Origin of the sequence: Streptococcus mitis, from assembly GCF_003942765.1 — a bacterium.
Taxonomy (GTDB): domain Bacteria; phylum Bacillota; class Bacilli; order Lactobacillales; family Streptococcaceae; genus Streptococcus; species Streptococcus mitis_BE.
In genome coordinates this window covers 63783-79305 of record NZ_RJNW01000006.1, presented here as the reverse complement: position 1 = coordinate 79305, position 15523 = coordinate 63783, and the positions used below count along the sequence as shown (strand labels likewise).

15 protein-coding genes and 2 other annotated features are annotated in these 15523 nt (G+C 44.1%); of the genes, 14 read left to right on the top strand and 1 reads right to left on the bottom strand.

Going from position 1 to position 15523, the window contains the following annotated elements:
• Positions 1–34: 34 nt before the first annotated feature.
• From D8849_RS09100 to trpA, 14 genes are all read left to right on the top strand, one after another.
• Positions 35–490 carry a DUF3290 family protein gene (locus tag D8849_RS09100; RefSeq protein WP_000675343.1) on the top strand — a complete coding sequence of 152 codons (456 nt, stop codon included), beginning with the start codon at positions 35–37 and terminating at the stop codon, positions 488–490.
• Complete coding sequence (locus D8849_RS09095; RefSeq protein ID WP_000174454.1) at positions 487–1122, top strand: DUF421 domain-containing protein; 636 nt, start codon at positions 487–489, stop codon at positions 1120–1122. The genes D8849_RS09100 and D8849_RS09095 overlap by 4 nt, the downstream gene beginning before the upstream one ends.
• 54 nt (positions 1123–1176) lie before the next feature.
• The gene (locus D8849_RS09090; RefSeq protein ID WP_125386834.1) at positions 1177–2922 is read left to right on the top strand and encodes an ABC transporter ATP-binding protein; all 1746 of its coding nucleotides are present in this window, start codon (positions 1177–1179) and stop codon (positions 2920–2922) included.
• Positions 2912–4654, top strand: a complete 1743-nt coding sequence (locus D8849_RS09085; protein WP_125386833.1) for an ABC transporter ATP-binding protein — start codon at positions 2912–2914, stop codon at positions 4652–4654. Before D8849_RS09090 ends, D8849_RS09085 begins: the two co-directional genes overlap by 11 nt.
• Before the next feature lie 183 nt (positions 4655–4837).
• Positions 4838–5530, top strand: a complete 693-nt coding sequence (locus D8849_RS09075; RefSeq protein ID WP_125386831.1) for a sugar transferase — start codon at positions 4838–4840, stop codon at positions 5528–5530.
• A 42-nt stretch (positions 5531–5572) separates the two neighbouring features.
• Positions 5573–6802, top strand: coding sequence for a DegT/DnrJ/EryC1/StrS family aminotransferase (locus tag D8849_RS09070; RefSeq protein WP_125386830.1), 1230 nt, complete (start codon positions 5573–5575; stop codon positions 6800–6802).
• A 40-nt stretch (positions 6803–6842) separates the two neighbouring features.
• Positions 6843–7068, top strand: a binding site (T-box leader).
• 66 nt (positions 7069–7134) lie between these two features.
• Positions 7135–8313: a tryptophan synthase subunit beta gene (gene trpB / locus D8849_RS09060; protein ID WP_033687255.1), complete on the top strand. Its 1179-nt coding sequence runs from the start codon at positions 7135–7137 to the stop codon at positions 8311–8313.
• Positions 8310–8535 (top strand) — a binding site (T-box leader). (Overlaps the previous gene by 4 nt.)
• A gap of 71 nt (positions 8536–8606) precedes the next feature.
• Positions 8607–9968, top strand: coding sequence for an anthranilate synthase component I (gene trpE / locus D8849_RS09055; RefSeq protein WP_125386828.1), 1362 nt, complete (start codon positions 8607–8609; stop codon positions 9966–9968).
• Complete coding sequence (locus tag D8849_RS09050) at positions 9965–10531, top strand: aminodeoxychorismate/anthranilate synthase component II (protein ID WP_125386827.1); 567 nt, start codon at positions 9965–9967, stop codon at positions 10529–10531. Before trpE ends, D8849_RS09050 begins: the two co-directional genes overlap by 4 nt.
• A gap of 10 nt (positions 10532–10541) precedes the next feature.
• On the top strand, positions 10542–11546 hold the full coding sequence (gene trpD / locus D8849_RS09045) for an anthranilate phosphoribosyltransferase (protein WP_042750576.1): 1005 nt from the start codon (positions 10542–10544) through the stop codon (positions 11544–11546).
• Positions 11543–12310 carry an indole-3-glycerol phosphate synthase TrpC gene (gene trpC, locus D8849_RS09040; protein ID WP_125386826.1) on the top strand — a complete coding sequence of 256 codons (768 nt, stop codon included), beginning with the start codon at positions 11543–11545 and terminating at the stop codon, positions 12308–12310. Before trpD ends, trpC begins: the two co-directional genes overlap by 4 nt.
• A complete protein-coding gene (locus tag D8849_RS09035) occupies positions 12297–12896 on the top strand; it encodes a phosphoribosylanthranilate isomerase (protein WP_185756241.1) in 600 nt (199 codons plus the stop codon). The genes trpC and D8849_RS09035 overlap by 14 nt, the downstream gene beginning before the upstream one ends.
• Positions 12874–14097 carry a tryptophan synthase subunit beta gene (trpB, locus tag D8849_RS09030; RefSeq protein WP_000331253.1) on the top strand — a complete coding sequence of 408 codons (1224 nt, stop codon included), beginning with the start codon at positions 12874–12876 and terminating at the stop codon, positions 14095–14097. The genes D8849_RS09035 and trpB (D8849_RS09030) overlap by 23 nt, the downstream gene beginning before the upstream one ends.
• Positions 14090–14866: a tryptophan synthase subunit alpha gene (gene trpA, locus D8849_RS09025; protein WP_125386824.1), complete on the top strand. Its 777-nt coding sequence runs from the start codon at positions 14090–14092 to the stop codon at positions 14864–14866. Before trpB (D8849_RS09030) ends, trpA begins: the two co-directional genes overlap by 8 nt.
• Here the strand turns inward: trpA and D8849_RS09020 are convergent.
• A complete protein-coding gene (locus D8849_RS09020; protein WP_125386823.1) occupies positions 14838–15497 on the bottom strand; it encodes a prepilin peptidase in 660 nt (219 codons plus the stop codon). The two genes, trpA and D8849_RS09020, sit on opposite strands and share 29 nt — an antisense overlap.
• Positions 15498–15523 lie beyond the last annotated feature (26 nt).

Sequence of the window (15523 nt, the reverse complement as noted above, 5' to 3'; positions counted from 1 at the left end):
TTAAGAATGATTTTATGAAAGGGAGTGAAAATAAATGAAATTTTACTCATATGACTATGTACTTAGCCAAATCAGTCAGCAAAATGGAATGATGATTGGCTTTGGGATTGTGCTCCTAGCTATCACAGGATTTTTTGCTTTTAAAGCCTATCGAGATAAAAAGGGGACTAAGTTTCGGGAATTGGTCATGATTTTGGCCTTGACCTTGGTGGCCATGCTTTTGGTGACAATCTCAAAATACCAGACCAATCAAGCCTCTAACAACCAATTTCAAACTTCCCTTCATTTCATAGAGGTTGTTTCCAAAGACTTGGGAGTGGATAAATCAGAAGTTTATGTCAATACTTCTGCAGCCACTGATGGAGCACTTATCAAGGTAGGTTCAAATTTCTATCGTGCCATGAACGGGAGCCAACCAGACAAGTATCTTTTAGAGAAATTAGAATTGCATCAAACAGACGCTATTGAATTGGTGGAGGTAAACAAATGACACTCAATTATATGGAAATTTTAATCAAACTGGCCTTGGGTCTTTTCTCTCTTGTTTTTGTTATTAATGTGACAGGAAAGGGGAATCTAGCACCTAACTCTGCTACAGACCAAATTCAGAACTATGTTCTTGGTGGTATCATCGGTGGGGTGATTTACAATAGTTCAATCAGCATTCTGCAGTACGCAGTGATTTTGATGATGTGGACGATTTTGGTCTTGACCCTCAAGTGGCTCAATAACAATGTTCGTTTTGTCAAACGCTTGATTGATGGAAAACCAACTCTCCTTATCAAAAATGGGCAGATTGACCCAGAAGCCTGTCGTTCAGTTGGTTTGTCTGCAGCAGAAGTTGCTCTCAAACTTCGTAGCCAAGGAATTTTCCAGATGAAACAGGTCAAACGAGCTGTGCAGGAGCAAAATGGCCAACTCATCGTGGTCCAAATGGGAGATGAAAATCCTAAGTATCCAGTTGTGACTGACGGTGTGATTCAAGTTGATGTTTTGGAATCGATTGGTCGTAGCGAAGAGTGGTTGCTTGATAACCTCAACAAGCAAGGACATGACAATGTAGCCAATATCTTTATCGCTGAGTATGACAAGGGTGCGGTCACAGTCGTAACCTATGAATAAGAAAAACCTGGGGTCTTGGCCTCAGGTTTCAATTTGCAATCAGAAAGGGATTTTATGTCCATTATTCAAAAACTTTGGTGGTTTTTCAAGTTAGAAAAACGCCGTTATCTAGTCGGGATTGTGGCCCTGGTTTTGGTTTCCGTCCTCAACCTCATTCCCCCCATGGTTATGGGGCGGGTCATTGATGCCATCACATCGGGGCAATTAACCCAGCAGGACCTCCTTTTTGACCTATTTTACTTGCTTCTTGCAGCCTTTGGTATGTACTATCTGCGCTATGTTTGGCGTATGTATATCCTCGGGACTTCCTACCGTTTGGGACAGATTATGCGCTCTCGCTTATTTGAGCATTTTACAAAAATGTCTCCAGCTTTTTATCAGACTTATCGGACAGGGGACCTGATGGCGCATGCCACCAACGATATCAATGCCTTGACTCGTCTGGCAGGGGGAGGGGTTATGTCAGCGGTTGATGCCTCAATCACAGCTTTAGTGACCTTGTTGACCATGCTCTTTAGCATTTCATGGCAGATGACCTTGGTTGCCATTCTTCCCCTGCCTTTCATGGCTTATGCGACCAGTCGTCTAGGGAGAAAGACCCACAAGGCCTTTGGCGAATCCCAAGCTGCCTTTTCCGAACTTAATAACAAGGTACAGGAGTCTGTATCAGGTATTAAAGTGACCAAGTCTTTCGGTTACCAGGCGGACGAGCTCAAGTCCTTTCAGGCAGTCAATGAATTGACCTTCCAAAAGAACCTGCAAACCATGAAATACGATAGTCTCTTTGACCCCATGGTTCTCTTGTTTGTTGGTTCATCCTATGTGTTAACCCTCTTGGTCGGCTCCTTGATGGTTCAGGAAGGGAAGATTACAGTTGGAAATCTAGTAACCTTTATCAGCTATTTGGATATGTTGGTTTGGCCTCTCATGGCCATTGGTTTCCTCTTTAATATCACTCAAAGAGGAAAGGTTTCCTACCAGCGGATTGAGGAACTTTTGTCTCAGGAATCACCTGTACAAGACCCTGAGTTTCCTCTAGACAGTATTGAAAATGGGCGCTTGCAGTATGTCATTGATAGCTTTGCCTTTGAAAATGAGGAAACACTGACAAATGTTCACTTTAGTCTGGAAAAAGGGCAAACATTGGGCTTGGTTGGTCAAACAGGCTCTGGAAAAACGTCCTTGATTAAGCTCCTCTTACGTGAATACGATGTGGATAAGGGTGCTATTTACCTAAACGGTCATAATATTCGTGACTATCGTCTGACAGATCTTCGTAGTCTTATGGGCTATGTTCCTCAGGACCAGTTCCTCTTTGCGACTTCTATTTTAGACAATATCCGATTTGGCAATCCTAACTTGCCCCTTTCAGCGGTCGAGGAAGCGACTAAGCTAGCTCAAGTTTATCAAGACATTGTAGACATGCCTCAAGGATTTGATACACTGATTGGTGAAAAGGGAGTCAGTCTTTCTGGAGGTCAAAAGCAGCGTCTGGCCATGAGTCGAGCTATGATTTTAGACCCTGATATCTTGATTTTAGACGATTCTTTGTCCGCCGTGGATGCCAAGACAGAGTATGCGATTATCGACAACCTCAAGGAGACGCGAAAGGACAAGACAACCATTATTACGGCTCATCGCCTGAGTGCAGTTGTCCATGCAGATTTGATTTTAGTCCTGCAAAATGGTCAAATTATCGAACGAGGCAGGCACGAAGACTTGCTAGCTATGGATGGCTGGTATGCACAAACCTACCAGTCTCAGCAGTTAGAAATGAAAGGAGAAGAAGATGCAGAATAAGAAAGAACAATGGACTGTATTGAAGCGCTTGATGTCTTATCTCAAGCCCTATGGACTCTTGACCTTTTTGGCACTAAGTTTTCTCCTAGCGACTACGGTCATCAAAAGTGTCATTCCCCTTGTGGCTTCCCACTTTATAGACCAGTATCTCAGCAATCTCAATCAACTCGCTGTGACCGTTTTACTGGCCTATTATGGCCTTTATATCCTACAAACTCTGGTCCAGTATGTCGGTAATCTTCTCTTTGCACGGGTATCCTACAGCATTGTTAGAGATATTCGTCGAGATGCCTTTGCCAATATGGAAAAGCTGGGTATGTCTTATTTTGACAAGACGCCAGCAGGATCTATCGTCTCTCGTTTGACAAATGACACCGAGACTATTAGTGATATGTTTTCGGGGATATTATCCAGCTTTATCTCAGCAGTTTTCATCTTTCTGACAACCCTTTATACCATGTTGGTGTTGGATTTTCGTTTGACAGCTTTGGTCTTGCTCTTTCTCCCCTTGATTTTCATTTTGGTCAATCTCTATCGGAAAAAATCAGTGAAAATCATTGAGAAAACCAGAAGTCTCTTGTCAGATATCAATAGCAAGCTGGCTGAAAACATCGAGGGAATCAGAATAATCCAGGCCTTTAATCAAGAGAAGCGCCTACAGTCAGAGTTTGATGAAATCAACCAAGAACACTTGGTCTATGCCAACCGTTCTGTAGCCTTGGATGCCCTCTTTTTGAGACCTGCCATGAGTTTGCTGAAACTGCTAGGCTATGCAGTCTTGATGGCCTATTTTGGTTACCGTGGTCTTTCTATCGGGATAACGGCCGGAACTATGTATGCCTTTATCCAGTATATCAATCGCCTCTTTGATCCCTTGATCGAGGTGACGCAAAACTTTTCAACCCTTCAAACGTCTATGGTGTCTGCAGGCCGTGTTTTTGCCTTGATTGACGAGAAGACCTATGAGCCTCATCAAAAAAATGGGCAAACAAAAATCAAAGAAGGCAATATTCAATTTGAACATGTGTGCTTCTCATATGATGGAAAACATCCGATTCTGGATGACATTTCTTTCTCTGTTAATAAGGGTGAAACCATAGCTTTTGTAGGGCATACAGGTTCTGGGAAATCGTCTATTATCAATGTCCTCATGCGCTTTTATGAATTCCAGTCAGGGCGAGTTCTCTTAGATGGTGTGGACATTAGGGACTACAGTCAGGAAGAGCTGAGAAAAAATATCGGTCTAGTCTTGCAGGATCCCTTCCTCTATCATGGGACCATTAAGTCCAATATCGCCATGTACCAAGAAATCAGTGATGAGCAGGTAAAGGACGCAGCTACCTTCGTGGATGCAGATTCCTTTATTCAAGAACTTCCTCAGGGATATGACGCCCCTGTTTCTGAGCGTGGCTCCAGTTTTTCAACAGGTCAGCGTCAGCTTCTTGCCTTTGCCAGAACAGTCGCCAGTCAGCCTAAAATTCTGATTTTGGATGAAGCGACAGCCAATATTGACTCTGAAACAGAAAGCTTGGTTCAAGCTTCTCTGGCTAAGATGAGACAGGGACGAACAACCATTGCCATTGCCCACCGCCTTTCTACCATCCAAGACGCCAACTGCATCTATGTTTTGGACAAGGGGCGAATTATTGAGAGTGGAACCCACGAGGAACTCTTGGCTCTGGGAGGAACCTATCACAAGATGTATAGCTTGCAGGCCGGGGCCATGGCCTAATACTCTTTGAAAATCTCTTCAAACCACGTCAGCTTTATCTGCAACCCAAAAGCTGTACTTTGATTTTCATTGAGTGTAAGAAGGAAATCCTTCAAATTACAGATTTCTTTCACCGCCTTTTCCATTTTGTGGTATAATGAAAAATGTTGACAAATAGTATAATAAAAACAAAGGAGAAACAGCATGCTGAAATGGGAAGACTTGCCCGTGGAAATGAAATCAAGCGAGGTTGAGTCTTACTACCAGCTTGTCTCTAAAAGGAAGGGTTCGCTGATTTTCAAGCGTTGTTTGGACTGGGTTTTGGCCTTGGTTGTACTGGTTCTGACCTCTCCCATCTTTCTCATTTTGAGCATTTGGATCAAGTTGGATAGCAAGGGACCAGTGATTTACAAGCAAGAGCGTGTGACCCAGTACAACCGTCGGTTCAAGATTTGGAAGTTCCGTACCATGGTGACGGATGCGGATAAAAAAGGGAGTCTGGTGACTTCTGCTAACGATAGTCGTATTACCAAGGTTGGCAATTTCATCCGCCGTGTGCGTTTGGACGAACTGCCTCAGCTGGTCAATGTCCTTAAAGGTGAAATGTCCTTTGTTGGTACACGACCTGAAGTGCCACGCTACACAGAGCAGTATAGCTCTGAAATGATGGCAACCTTGCTCTTACCAGCAGGGATTACCTCTCCAGCCAGCATCAACTACAAGGATGAGGACACTATTATCAGTCAAATGACCGAAAAAGGCCTGTCAGTTGACCAAGCCTATGTAGAGCATGTTCTTCCTGAAAAGATGCGCTATAACCTTTCTTATCTCCGAGAATTTAGTTTCCTTGGAGACATCAAAATCATGTTTCAAACCGTGTTTGAAGTGCTAAAATAAAGTAGTCATAAGAAAATGAGTACAGATAAAAGGAGCAAATCAATGCCAAATTACAATATTCCATTTTCACCTCCCGATATTACAGAAGCAGAAATTGCTGAAGTAGCGGATACCCTGCGTTCTGGTTGGATCACAACAGGTCCTAAGACAAAAGAACTGGAGCGTCGCTTGTCTCAATATACACAGACGCCTAAGACTGTCTGCCTCAATTCTGCAACTGCCGCTCTTGAGTTGATTTTGCGTGTTTTGGAAGTGGGACCTGGTGATGAAGTCATCGTTCCAGCCATGACTTATACAGCTTCATGTAGTGTCATCACTCACGTGGGAGCAACCCCTGTCATGGTGGATATCCAAGCAGATACGTTTGAGATGGATTATGACTTGCTGGAGCAAGCCATTACTGAAAAGACTAAGGTGATCATCCCAGTAGAGCTCGCAGGGATTGTTTGCGACTATGACCGTTTGTTCCAAGTCGTGGAGAAAAAAGGTGACCTCTTTACCGCTTCAAGCAAGTGGCAAAAGGCCTTTAACCGTATTGTGATTGTCTCTGATAGTGCCCACGCTTTGGGATCAACTTATAAAGGACAACCAGCCGGTTCTATCGCTGACTTTACTTCCTTCTCATTCCATGCGGTTAAGAACTTTACAACGGCAGAAGGTGGAAGTGCCACTTGGAAAGCCAATCCAGCGATTGATGACGAAGAGATGTACAAGGAATTTCAGATTCTTTCGCTTCATGGTCAAACTAAGGATGCTCTTGCTAAGATGCAACTGGGGTCATGGGAATACGATATCGTCACACCAGCCTACAAGTGCAATATGACAGATATCATGGCTTCCCTTGGTTTGGTACAATTGGACCGTTACCCTAGCTTGCTTGACCGTCGTAAGGAAATCGTGGATCGCTATGATCGTGGTTTTGCAGGTTCTCGTATTCATCCATTGGCACACAAGACTGATACTGTAGAATCTTCACGCCACCTCTACATCACCCATGTAGAAGGAGCGAGCTTAGAAGAACGCAATCTTATCATCCAAGAATTAGCTAAAGCAGGAATTGCAAGTAATGTACACTACAAACCACTTCCGCTCTTGACAGCCTATAAGAATCTTGGCTTTGATATGACGAACTATCCTAAGGCTTATGCCTTCTTTGAAAATGAAATTACGCTCCCTCTTCACACTAAATTAAGCGATGAAGAAGTGGACTATATCATTGAGACTTTCAAAACAGTTTCTGAAAAAGTGCTAACTTCATCAAAAAAATTGTAAAAAAGTCTTGACAAAGAAAAAACAAAGTATTAAAATAAGTTCAACAAATCAGAAAAGTAACTATTTTTGATCTTCAGGGAGCCTGTGGTGATTGTGAACAGGTGGTTGGAAGTAGTGAAAGTGGGCTGATTTTAAAAATGAATTTGAAACAATGAAAATTCGGTGCGCACACCTTACAGTGCAACTTGTTGTTAGACAAGGCAGAGATGTAAAGGGGAATAGTCCCTTTATAATTGAGGTGGCACCGCGTTACCAACGCCCTCACACGGAAGTATATTCTGTGTGTGGGCTTTTTTCATATCTTGGAACTAATACAGAAAGAGGAAAATTTTATGACAACTAAAGGTTATTTTGGACAATTTGGTGGTAGTTTTGTACCGGAGCCGATTCAGGCTTTGTTGGATGAGTTGGAAGTGACATTTGACAAGTACAAGGATGATCCAGAATTTTTGGCAGAATTTCGCCATTACTTAAAGGACTATTCCGGTCGCGAAACACCGCTCTATTTTGCAGAAAGTTTGACAGAGCACCTAGATGGAGCTAAGATTTATCTCAAGCGTGAAGACCTTAACCACCTTGGTTCTCACAAGCTCAATAACGTTTTAGGACAAATTCTTTTGGCTAAACGCATGGGCAAAAAACGAGTGATTGCTGAAACAGGAGCTGGTCAACACGGTGTTGCGACAGCAGCGGCTGCGGCCAAGTTTGGTATGGCCTGTGATGTCTATATGGGGGCAGAAGATGTGGAGCGTCAACGTCTCAATGTCTTCCGCATGGAGATGATGGGAGCAACTGTTCACGCAGTTGAAACGGGGACACGAACTCTTAAGGATGCGGTTGATGCAGCCTTTGGAGCATGGATGAATGACCTTGAAGCCTTCTATGTTTTGGGATCTGCTGTGGGTCCTCACCCTTATCCTACAATTGTTCATGAATTCCAAAAAGTCATCAGTGAAGAATCTCGCAGTCAAATCTTGGAAAAAGAAGGCCGTTTACCAGACTACGTTATTGCCTGTGTAGGTGGTGGTTCCAATGCCATCGGTGCTTTTTCACAGTATGTGGCTGATGAAGAAGTCAAATTGGTTGGGGTCGAAGCTGCTGGGCACGGACTTGATACAGACAAGCACGCAGCTACTATGACAAAAGGTAGTATCGGAATTGTCGACGGTATGAAGACCTATGCAGTCTTTAAGGAAGATGGAGAGCTGGCTCCAGTTTACTCTATCTCAGCTGGTTTGGACTATCCAGGGGTTGGCCCAGAACACGCTTACTTTAAAGATTCAGGTCGCGTGGAATATGTCGCTGCGACAGACGAAGAAGCTGTTCAAGCCTTGCTCCTTCTCAGCAAGACAGAAGGAATTATCCCAGCGATTGAAAGTTCGCACGCCATCGCAGAAGCGGTTAAACGTGCACCGAAACTAAGTAAGGATGACATTATCATCATCAATGTCTCTGGTCGTGGAGACAAGGACGTAGCTGCGATTGCAGACTACCTAGAAGCTAAAAAATAATAGATGGAAAAATTACAGTCCTTTCTCTCACAGAGAGCTTGTGGTTGCTGGAAACAAGCAGAGAAAGCTGTAAGGTTGGGTCCATCTGAAACGAGAGAAGAAAACATAATTCTCAAGGGAGTGCCCTTTATCGCACAGCCTGTTACAGGAAGGTTCTGAGACAGGAATGAGAGATAGGAGAAATCCTATAATTGAGGTGGCACCGCGAATTTCGTCCTCACGCAAGTTATTTTGCGTGGGGATTTTTCATACAGTCGCCACGGACTAGAAGTAGAACTGAAAGGGAAATTACAATGGAACGAATCATTCATGGAGATGTCTTATCACCAATCTTGGCTTATATGCGCCTAAAGGGGCAACACAAGGTTATCTTAGAGAGTATTCCGAGAGACAAGGAAACAGCTCGTTTTTCTATCCTAGCCTATAATCCAGTTTTTGAGATTAAGTTTGAAAATGGAGTTCTTTATCAAAATGGTCAAGTGATTGATCGGGATCCCTTGGATTTCCTTTATGAAGTGACTCATAAGAGCCAGCACCATTCAGACCTACCTTTTGGTGGGGGAGCCATTGGTTTTGTTGGTTACGATATGATTTCGCTTTATGAAGAAATTGGTCAAATTCCTGAAGATACAATTGGAACGCCAGACATGCATTTCTTTGTCTATGAGAGTTACATGGTCTTTGACCACAAGAAGGAAAAAATCCATGTCATCGAGGATGCTCTTTATAGTGAGCGTAGCCAAGAAGACTTGGAAGAAGCCTTGAACCAAGTGCTTGAGGAATTACGCATTCCTGCTCCAAATGAATTTGAAGACTTGGATCTATCTCTGTTAGACTTCAAACCCCATATCGCTCCTCAGAAGTTTGAGGAAATGGTGGAAACGGCTCGTGACTTGATACGTAATGGCGATATGTTCCAATGTGTACTTAGTCAACGCTTCTCAGCAGAAGTGACTGGAAATCCATTTGACTTCTACAGAAATCTCCGCGTGACTAATCCTTCTAATTACCTTTATTTCTATGATTTTGGGGATTATCAAATCATCGGAGCTAGTCCAGAAAGTTTGGTTTCTGTCAAAAATGGCATCGTGACAACCAATCCGATTGCAGGTACGCGACCAAGAGGAGCTACGGATGAAGAAGACAAGGCTTTGGCGACAGACCTGCTTTCGGATGAGAAGGAAACAGCAGAGCATCGAATGTTAGTAGACTTGGGTCGTAATGATATTGGCCGCATCTCTGAAACGGCCAGTGTCCAAGTCACTAAGTATATGGAAGTGGAGCTCTTCCGTTATGTTATGCATTTGACCAGTGTGGTCAAGGGGCGTTTGCTTCCAGAACTCACTGCCATGGATGCCTTGAAATCAACACTTCCTGCTGGAACCGTTTCTGGAGCACCAAAGATTCGAGCGATGAGACGCATCTATGAACTGGAAACAGAAAAACGTGGCGTATACGCAGGAGCAATCGGCTACTTGTCTGCGACGGGTGATATGGATTTCGCCATTGCCATCCGAACCATGATTCTCAAAAATCAAACAGCTTATGTGCAGGCTGGGGCAGGGATTGTCTACGACTCCATCGCCCAAAACGAATACCAAGAAACCATTAACAAAGCAAAATCTATGACTAGAATTGGAGAACTAAGACCATGATTTTATTGATTGACAACTATGATTCTTTTACCTATAACTTGGCCCAATACATTGGGAATTTTGCAGAAGTACAGGTCTTGAGAAATGATGATCCCAAGCTGTATGAAGAAGCTGAAAAAGCAGATGGTCTGGTCTTTTCTCCTGGTCCTGGTTGGCCAGTTGATGCTGGAAAGATGGAAGACATGATTCGTGATTTTGCTGGCAAGAAGCCGATTCTTGGGATTTGTTTGGGTCACCAAGCCATTGCAGAAGTCTTTGGTGGTAAGTTAGGTTTGGCTCCAAAAGTCATGCATGGGAAACAGAGCAATATCAGCTTTGAAGCGCCATCTGTTTTGTATCAAGGCATTGAGGATGGCCGTGCGGTCATGCGTTACCACAGTATTTTAATTGAAGAAATGCCAGAAAACTTTGAAGTGACAGCTCGTTCGACTGATGACCAAGCCATCATGGGGATTCAACACAAAACACTTCCAATTTATGGCTTCCAGTACCATCCAGAGAGCATTGGAACGCCAGATGGCTTGTCTTCTATTCGGAATTTTATCGAGAAGGTTGTAAAGTGAGGAAACTAGGATGAAAGAGATTATTGAAAAACTAGCAAAATTTGAAAATTTATCAGGTGTGGAAATGACGGATGTCATTGAGCGTATCGTAACTGGGCGTGTAACTGAAGCGCAGATTGCTTCTCTCCTTTTGGCTCTTAAGATGAAGGGGGAAACACCTGAAGAACGCACAGCCATTGCCCAAGTCATGAGAGGACATGCCCAACATATTCCAACTGAGATTCATGATGCCATGGACAACTGTGGTACAGGTGGGGACAAGTCTTTCAGCTTTAACATTTCCACAACTGCAGCCTTTGTCTTGGCTGGTGGCGGTGTTCACATGGCCAAGCATGGTAACCGCTCGATTTCTTCTAAATCTGGTTCTGCAGATGTTCTCGAAGCCTTGGGAATCAACCTGGATCTCAAACCAGCTGAACTAGGTAAGGTTTTTGATAAAACTGGCATCGTCTTTCTCTTTGCAAAAAATATGCATCCAGCTATGAAATACATCATGCCAGCTCGTTTGGAACTAGGAATTCCAACAATCATGAACTTGACTGGTCCTCTGATTCACCCAATGGCTTTGGAAACACAGCTTCTTGGTATTAGTCGTCCAGAACTTCTAGAAAGTACAGCTCAGGTTTTGAAAAATATGGGTCGCAAACGTGCCATCGTTGTTGCTGGACCAGAAGGATTGGACGAAGCTGGTTTGAATGGAACAACCAAAATTGCACTTCTTGAAAATGGCGAAATCACCTTATCAAGCTTTACTCCGGAGGATTTAGGGATGGAGCGCTACGCTATCGAAGATATTCGTGGAGGCAATGCTCAGGAAAATGCAGAAATTTTGCTCAGCGTTCTTAAAAATGAACCAAGTCCATTCTTGGAAACTACAGTTTTAAATGCTGGTCTTGGTTTCTATGCTAATGGTAAAGTAGCTAGTATCAAGGAAGGAGTTGCCTTAGCTCGTCAAGTCATTGCTGGTGGCAAGGCCTTTGAAAAACTCAGACTGTTACAGGAGTACCAAAAATGAGTCAGGAATTTTTAGCACGAATTTTGGAGCAGAAGGCGCGTGAGGTTGAGCAGATGAAGTTGGAGGAAATCCAGCCCCTGCGCCAGACCTATCGCTTGGCAGAATTTTTGAAGAATCACCAGGACCGTTTACAGGTAATTGCTGAAGTCAAGAAAGCTAGCCCTAGTCTGGGAGATATCAATCTAGATGTGGATATTGTGCAACAAGCCCAGACTTATGAAGCGAACGGAGCAGTGATGATTTCTGTTCTGACAGATGAAGTTTTCTTTAAAGGACATTTGGATTATCTACGGGAGATTTCCAGTCAGGTACAGATTCCGACGCTCAACAAGGACTTTATCATCGATGAAAAGCAAATCATCCGAGCTCGCAATGCAGGTGCGACAGTCATCTTGCTCATTGTGGCTGCCTTGTCAGAAGAACGTCTCAAGGAACTTTATGACTACGCGACGGAACTTGGTCTGGAAGTTTTAGTGGAGACTCACAATCTAGCTGAACTAGAGGTAGCTCACCGCCTTGGTGCCCAGATTATCGGTGTCAATAACCGCAATTTGACTACCTTTGAAGTTGACTTGCAGACCAGTGTAGACTTGGCTAAACATTTCAAAGATGATTGCTTGTATATTTCTGAATCTGCTATTTTCACAGGCCAGGATGCGAAACGAGTAGCACCATACTTTAACGGAATTTTAGTGGGTACAGCTCTGATGCAGGCAGAAGATGTGGCCCAGAGAATCAAGGAGTTGCAGATTGACAAAGGTTAAAATTTGCGGATTATCGACCAAGGAAGCGGTGGAAACAGCCGTTTCAGCAGGAGCGCACTACATCGGTTTTGTCTTCGCACCTAGTAAAAGACAAGTGACCTTGAATCAGGCTGCTGAGCTGACAATGCTCATTCCTTCAGACGTAAAAAAGGTTGGTGTATTTGTTTCACCAAGTCGGGCAGAACTGCTGGAAGCGATTGACAAAGTTGGCTTGGACTTGGTTCAAGTTCACGGTCAGGTGGCAGATGATTTGTTTGAGAATTTGCCTTGTGCCAGTATTCAGGCTGTGCAGGTGGATGGAGAGGGTCATGTGCCCAATTCTAAGGCAGACTATCTACTCTTTGATGCCCCTGTGGCTGGGAGTGGCCAGACCTTTGACTGGGGTCAACTGGATACGACAGGATTAACTCAGCCCTTCTTTATCGCAGGTGGGCTTAATGAAGACAATGTAGTAAAAGCAATTCAACACTTTACTCCCTATGCAGTAGATGTATCAAGCGGAGTGGAGACAGATGGACAAAAAAATCATGAAAAGATTAGAAGATTTATAGAGAGGGTAAAGAATGGCATATCAAGAACCAAATAAAGATGGATTTTACGGGAAATTCGGTGGACGCTTTGTCCCAGAAACATTGATGACAGCAGTATTGGAATTGGAAGAGGCTTATCGAGAAAGTCAGGCAGATCCAAGTTTCCAAGAGGAGTTAAACCAACTTTTGCGCCAGTATGTAGGACGTGAAACTCCTCTTTACTACGCAAAAAACTTGACCCAGCATATCGGCGGAGCCAAGATTTATCTCAAACGTGAAGACCTCAACCATACAGGGGCCCACAAGATTAACAATGCCTTGGGACAAGTTTTGCTTGCCAAACGCATGGGTAAAAAGAAAATTATCGCTGAAACAGGTGCTGGTCAGCACGGTGTAGCAACTGCAACAGCTGCGGCCCTCTTTAATATGGAATGTACCATCTACATGGGTGAGGAGGATGTCAAACGCCAAGCCCTCAATGTGTTCCGTATGGAGCTTTTGGGAGCTAAGGTTGAGGCAGTGACAGACGGTTCGCGCGTGCTCAAGGATGCGGTTAATGCAGCCCTTCGTTCATGGGTAGCTAATATCGATGATACCCACTATATTCTTGGTTCTGCCTTGGGGCCTCATCCATTCCCAGAAATCGTTCGTGACTTCCAAAGTGTCATCGGTAGAGAAGCTAAACAACAGTACCGCGACTTGACAGGACAAGATCTGCCAGATGCTTTAGTAGCCTGTGTTGGCGGTGGGTCGAATGCTATCGGGCTCTTCCATCCATTTGTAGAAGATGAGTCTGTAGCTATGTATGGGGCTGAAGCGGCTGGACTTGGTGTGGATACGGAGCACCACGCAGCTACCTTGACCAAGGGTCGTCCTGGTGTTCTTCACGGTTCTCTCATGGATGTGCTCCAAGATGCCCATGGTCAAATTCTTGAAGCCTTCTCTATCTCAGCAGGTTTGGACTATCCTGGTATCGGTCCTGAACATTCTCACTACCACGATATCAAACGTGCCAGCTATGTTCCTGTGACAGACGAAGAAGCCTTGGAAGGATTCCAGCTCTTATCCCGCGTGGAAGGGATTATCCCAGCATTGGAATCTAGCCATGCCATTGCCTTTGCGGTGAAATTGGCCAAAGAACTTGGACCAGACAAGTCCATGATTGTCTGCCTATCGGGTCGTGGGGACAAGGATGTGGTTCAAGTCAAGGACCGCTTGGAAGCAGATGCAGCAAAGAAGGGAGAAGCTCATGCCTAAGACACTAACAGAAAAATTGAATGCTATCAAAGCAGCTGGAAAAGGAATTTTTGTTCCCTATATCATGGCTGGAGACCACGAGAAAGGTTTGGATGGTCTAGCTGAAACAATCCACTTTTTAGAAGATTTGGGTGTCTCTGCCATTGAAGTGGGCATTCCCTTTTCAGACCCTGTTGCAGATGGACCTGTTATCGAAGAAGCTGGTTTGCGCAGTTTAGCCCACGGGACTTCGAGACAAGCTTTGGTTGAAACCTTGAAAACAATTGAAACAGAGGTTCCGCTGGTCATCATGACCTACTTCAACCCCCTCTTTCAGTACGGTGTGGAGAACTTTGTCAAAGATTTGGCAGATACAGCGGTTAAGGGCTTGATTATTCCAGACCTGCCTCATGAGCATGCCAACTTTGTAGAACCATTTTTGGCAGACACAGACATCGCCTTGATTCCCCTAGTTAGTTTGACGACAGGGATTGAGCGTCAGAAAGAGTTGATTGAAGGGGCAGAAGGATTTGTCTATGCGGTTGCCATCAATGGAGTAACAGGGAAATCTGGCAATTACCGTGCAGATTTGGACAAGCACTTGGCACAATTGCATCAAGTGGCCGACATTCCAGTCTTGACAGGTTTTGGCGTATCTAGCCAAGCCGATGTAGAACGCTTTAATGCGGTATCTGATGGCGTTATCGTTGGTTCGAAAATTGTAAAAGCTTTCCATGAAGGAGAGCCAATTCAGGACTTTATCAAACAAGCAGTAGCTTACCAAAAATAATCACACAAGTAGCGAGTAAGAGGAAAGGTACGAAAGGAAGTCTTTCCTTTTTCTTTTGTAGGAGAAAGGCTAGAATTCCCGTCGCAGAAGCAAACTGAATCAAGATCAGTAATTCGGTCGCGCTAAAGACGAGAGCACAAGAAGCTAAAAAGAGAAAATCCCCTGCGCCCATGCGGATATCGATAAAATGAGTCAAAATTCCAAGAACAAGGAAGAAGACCATGACTAGATTCCAGCCAGAAGAAGCCATGAGGATTAGGTGGAAAGTCATCCAGACCAGTAAGGGATATTCCTGATGGCGAAAGTCGTAGATGCCCAAGGTCAAACCAGCAGTGATTAGGATGACTTGTCCTATGGAAATACAGCCCCAAGACCAAGATAGAAAGAGGAGTCCTAAGCCTAGTTCAAAAAGGGCATACCAAACAGGATAGCGAGACTTGCAGTAGCGACAGCGAAAGCGATTGAAGACCTGCGAGAGAATCGGAATCAAATCTAAGGGACGCAAGCGAGTCTGACAGGAATCGCAGTGACTAGCAGGTTGGATAATGGATTGCTCTGGAAAACGGTCAATGACCAAACCAAGAAAGGAAGCGAGAATGCTCCCGACAAGAAAAAAATAAAAATCAATCATACTTATCTATTCGTAAAAAATGGGAG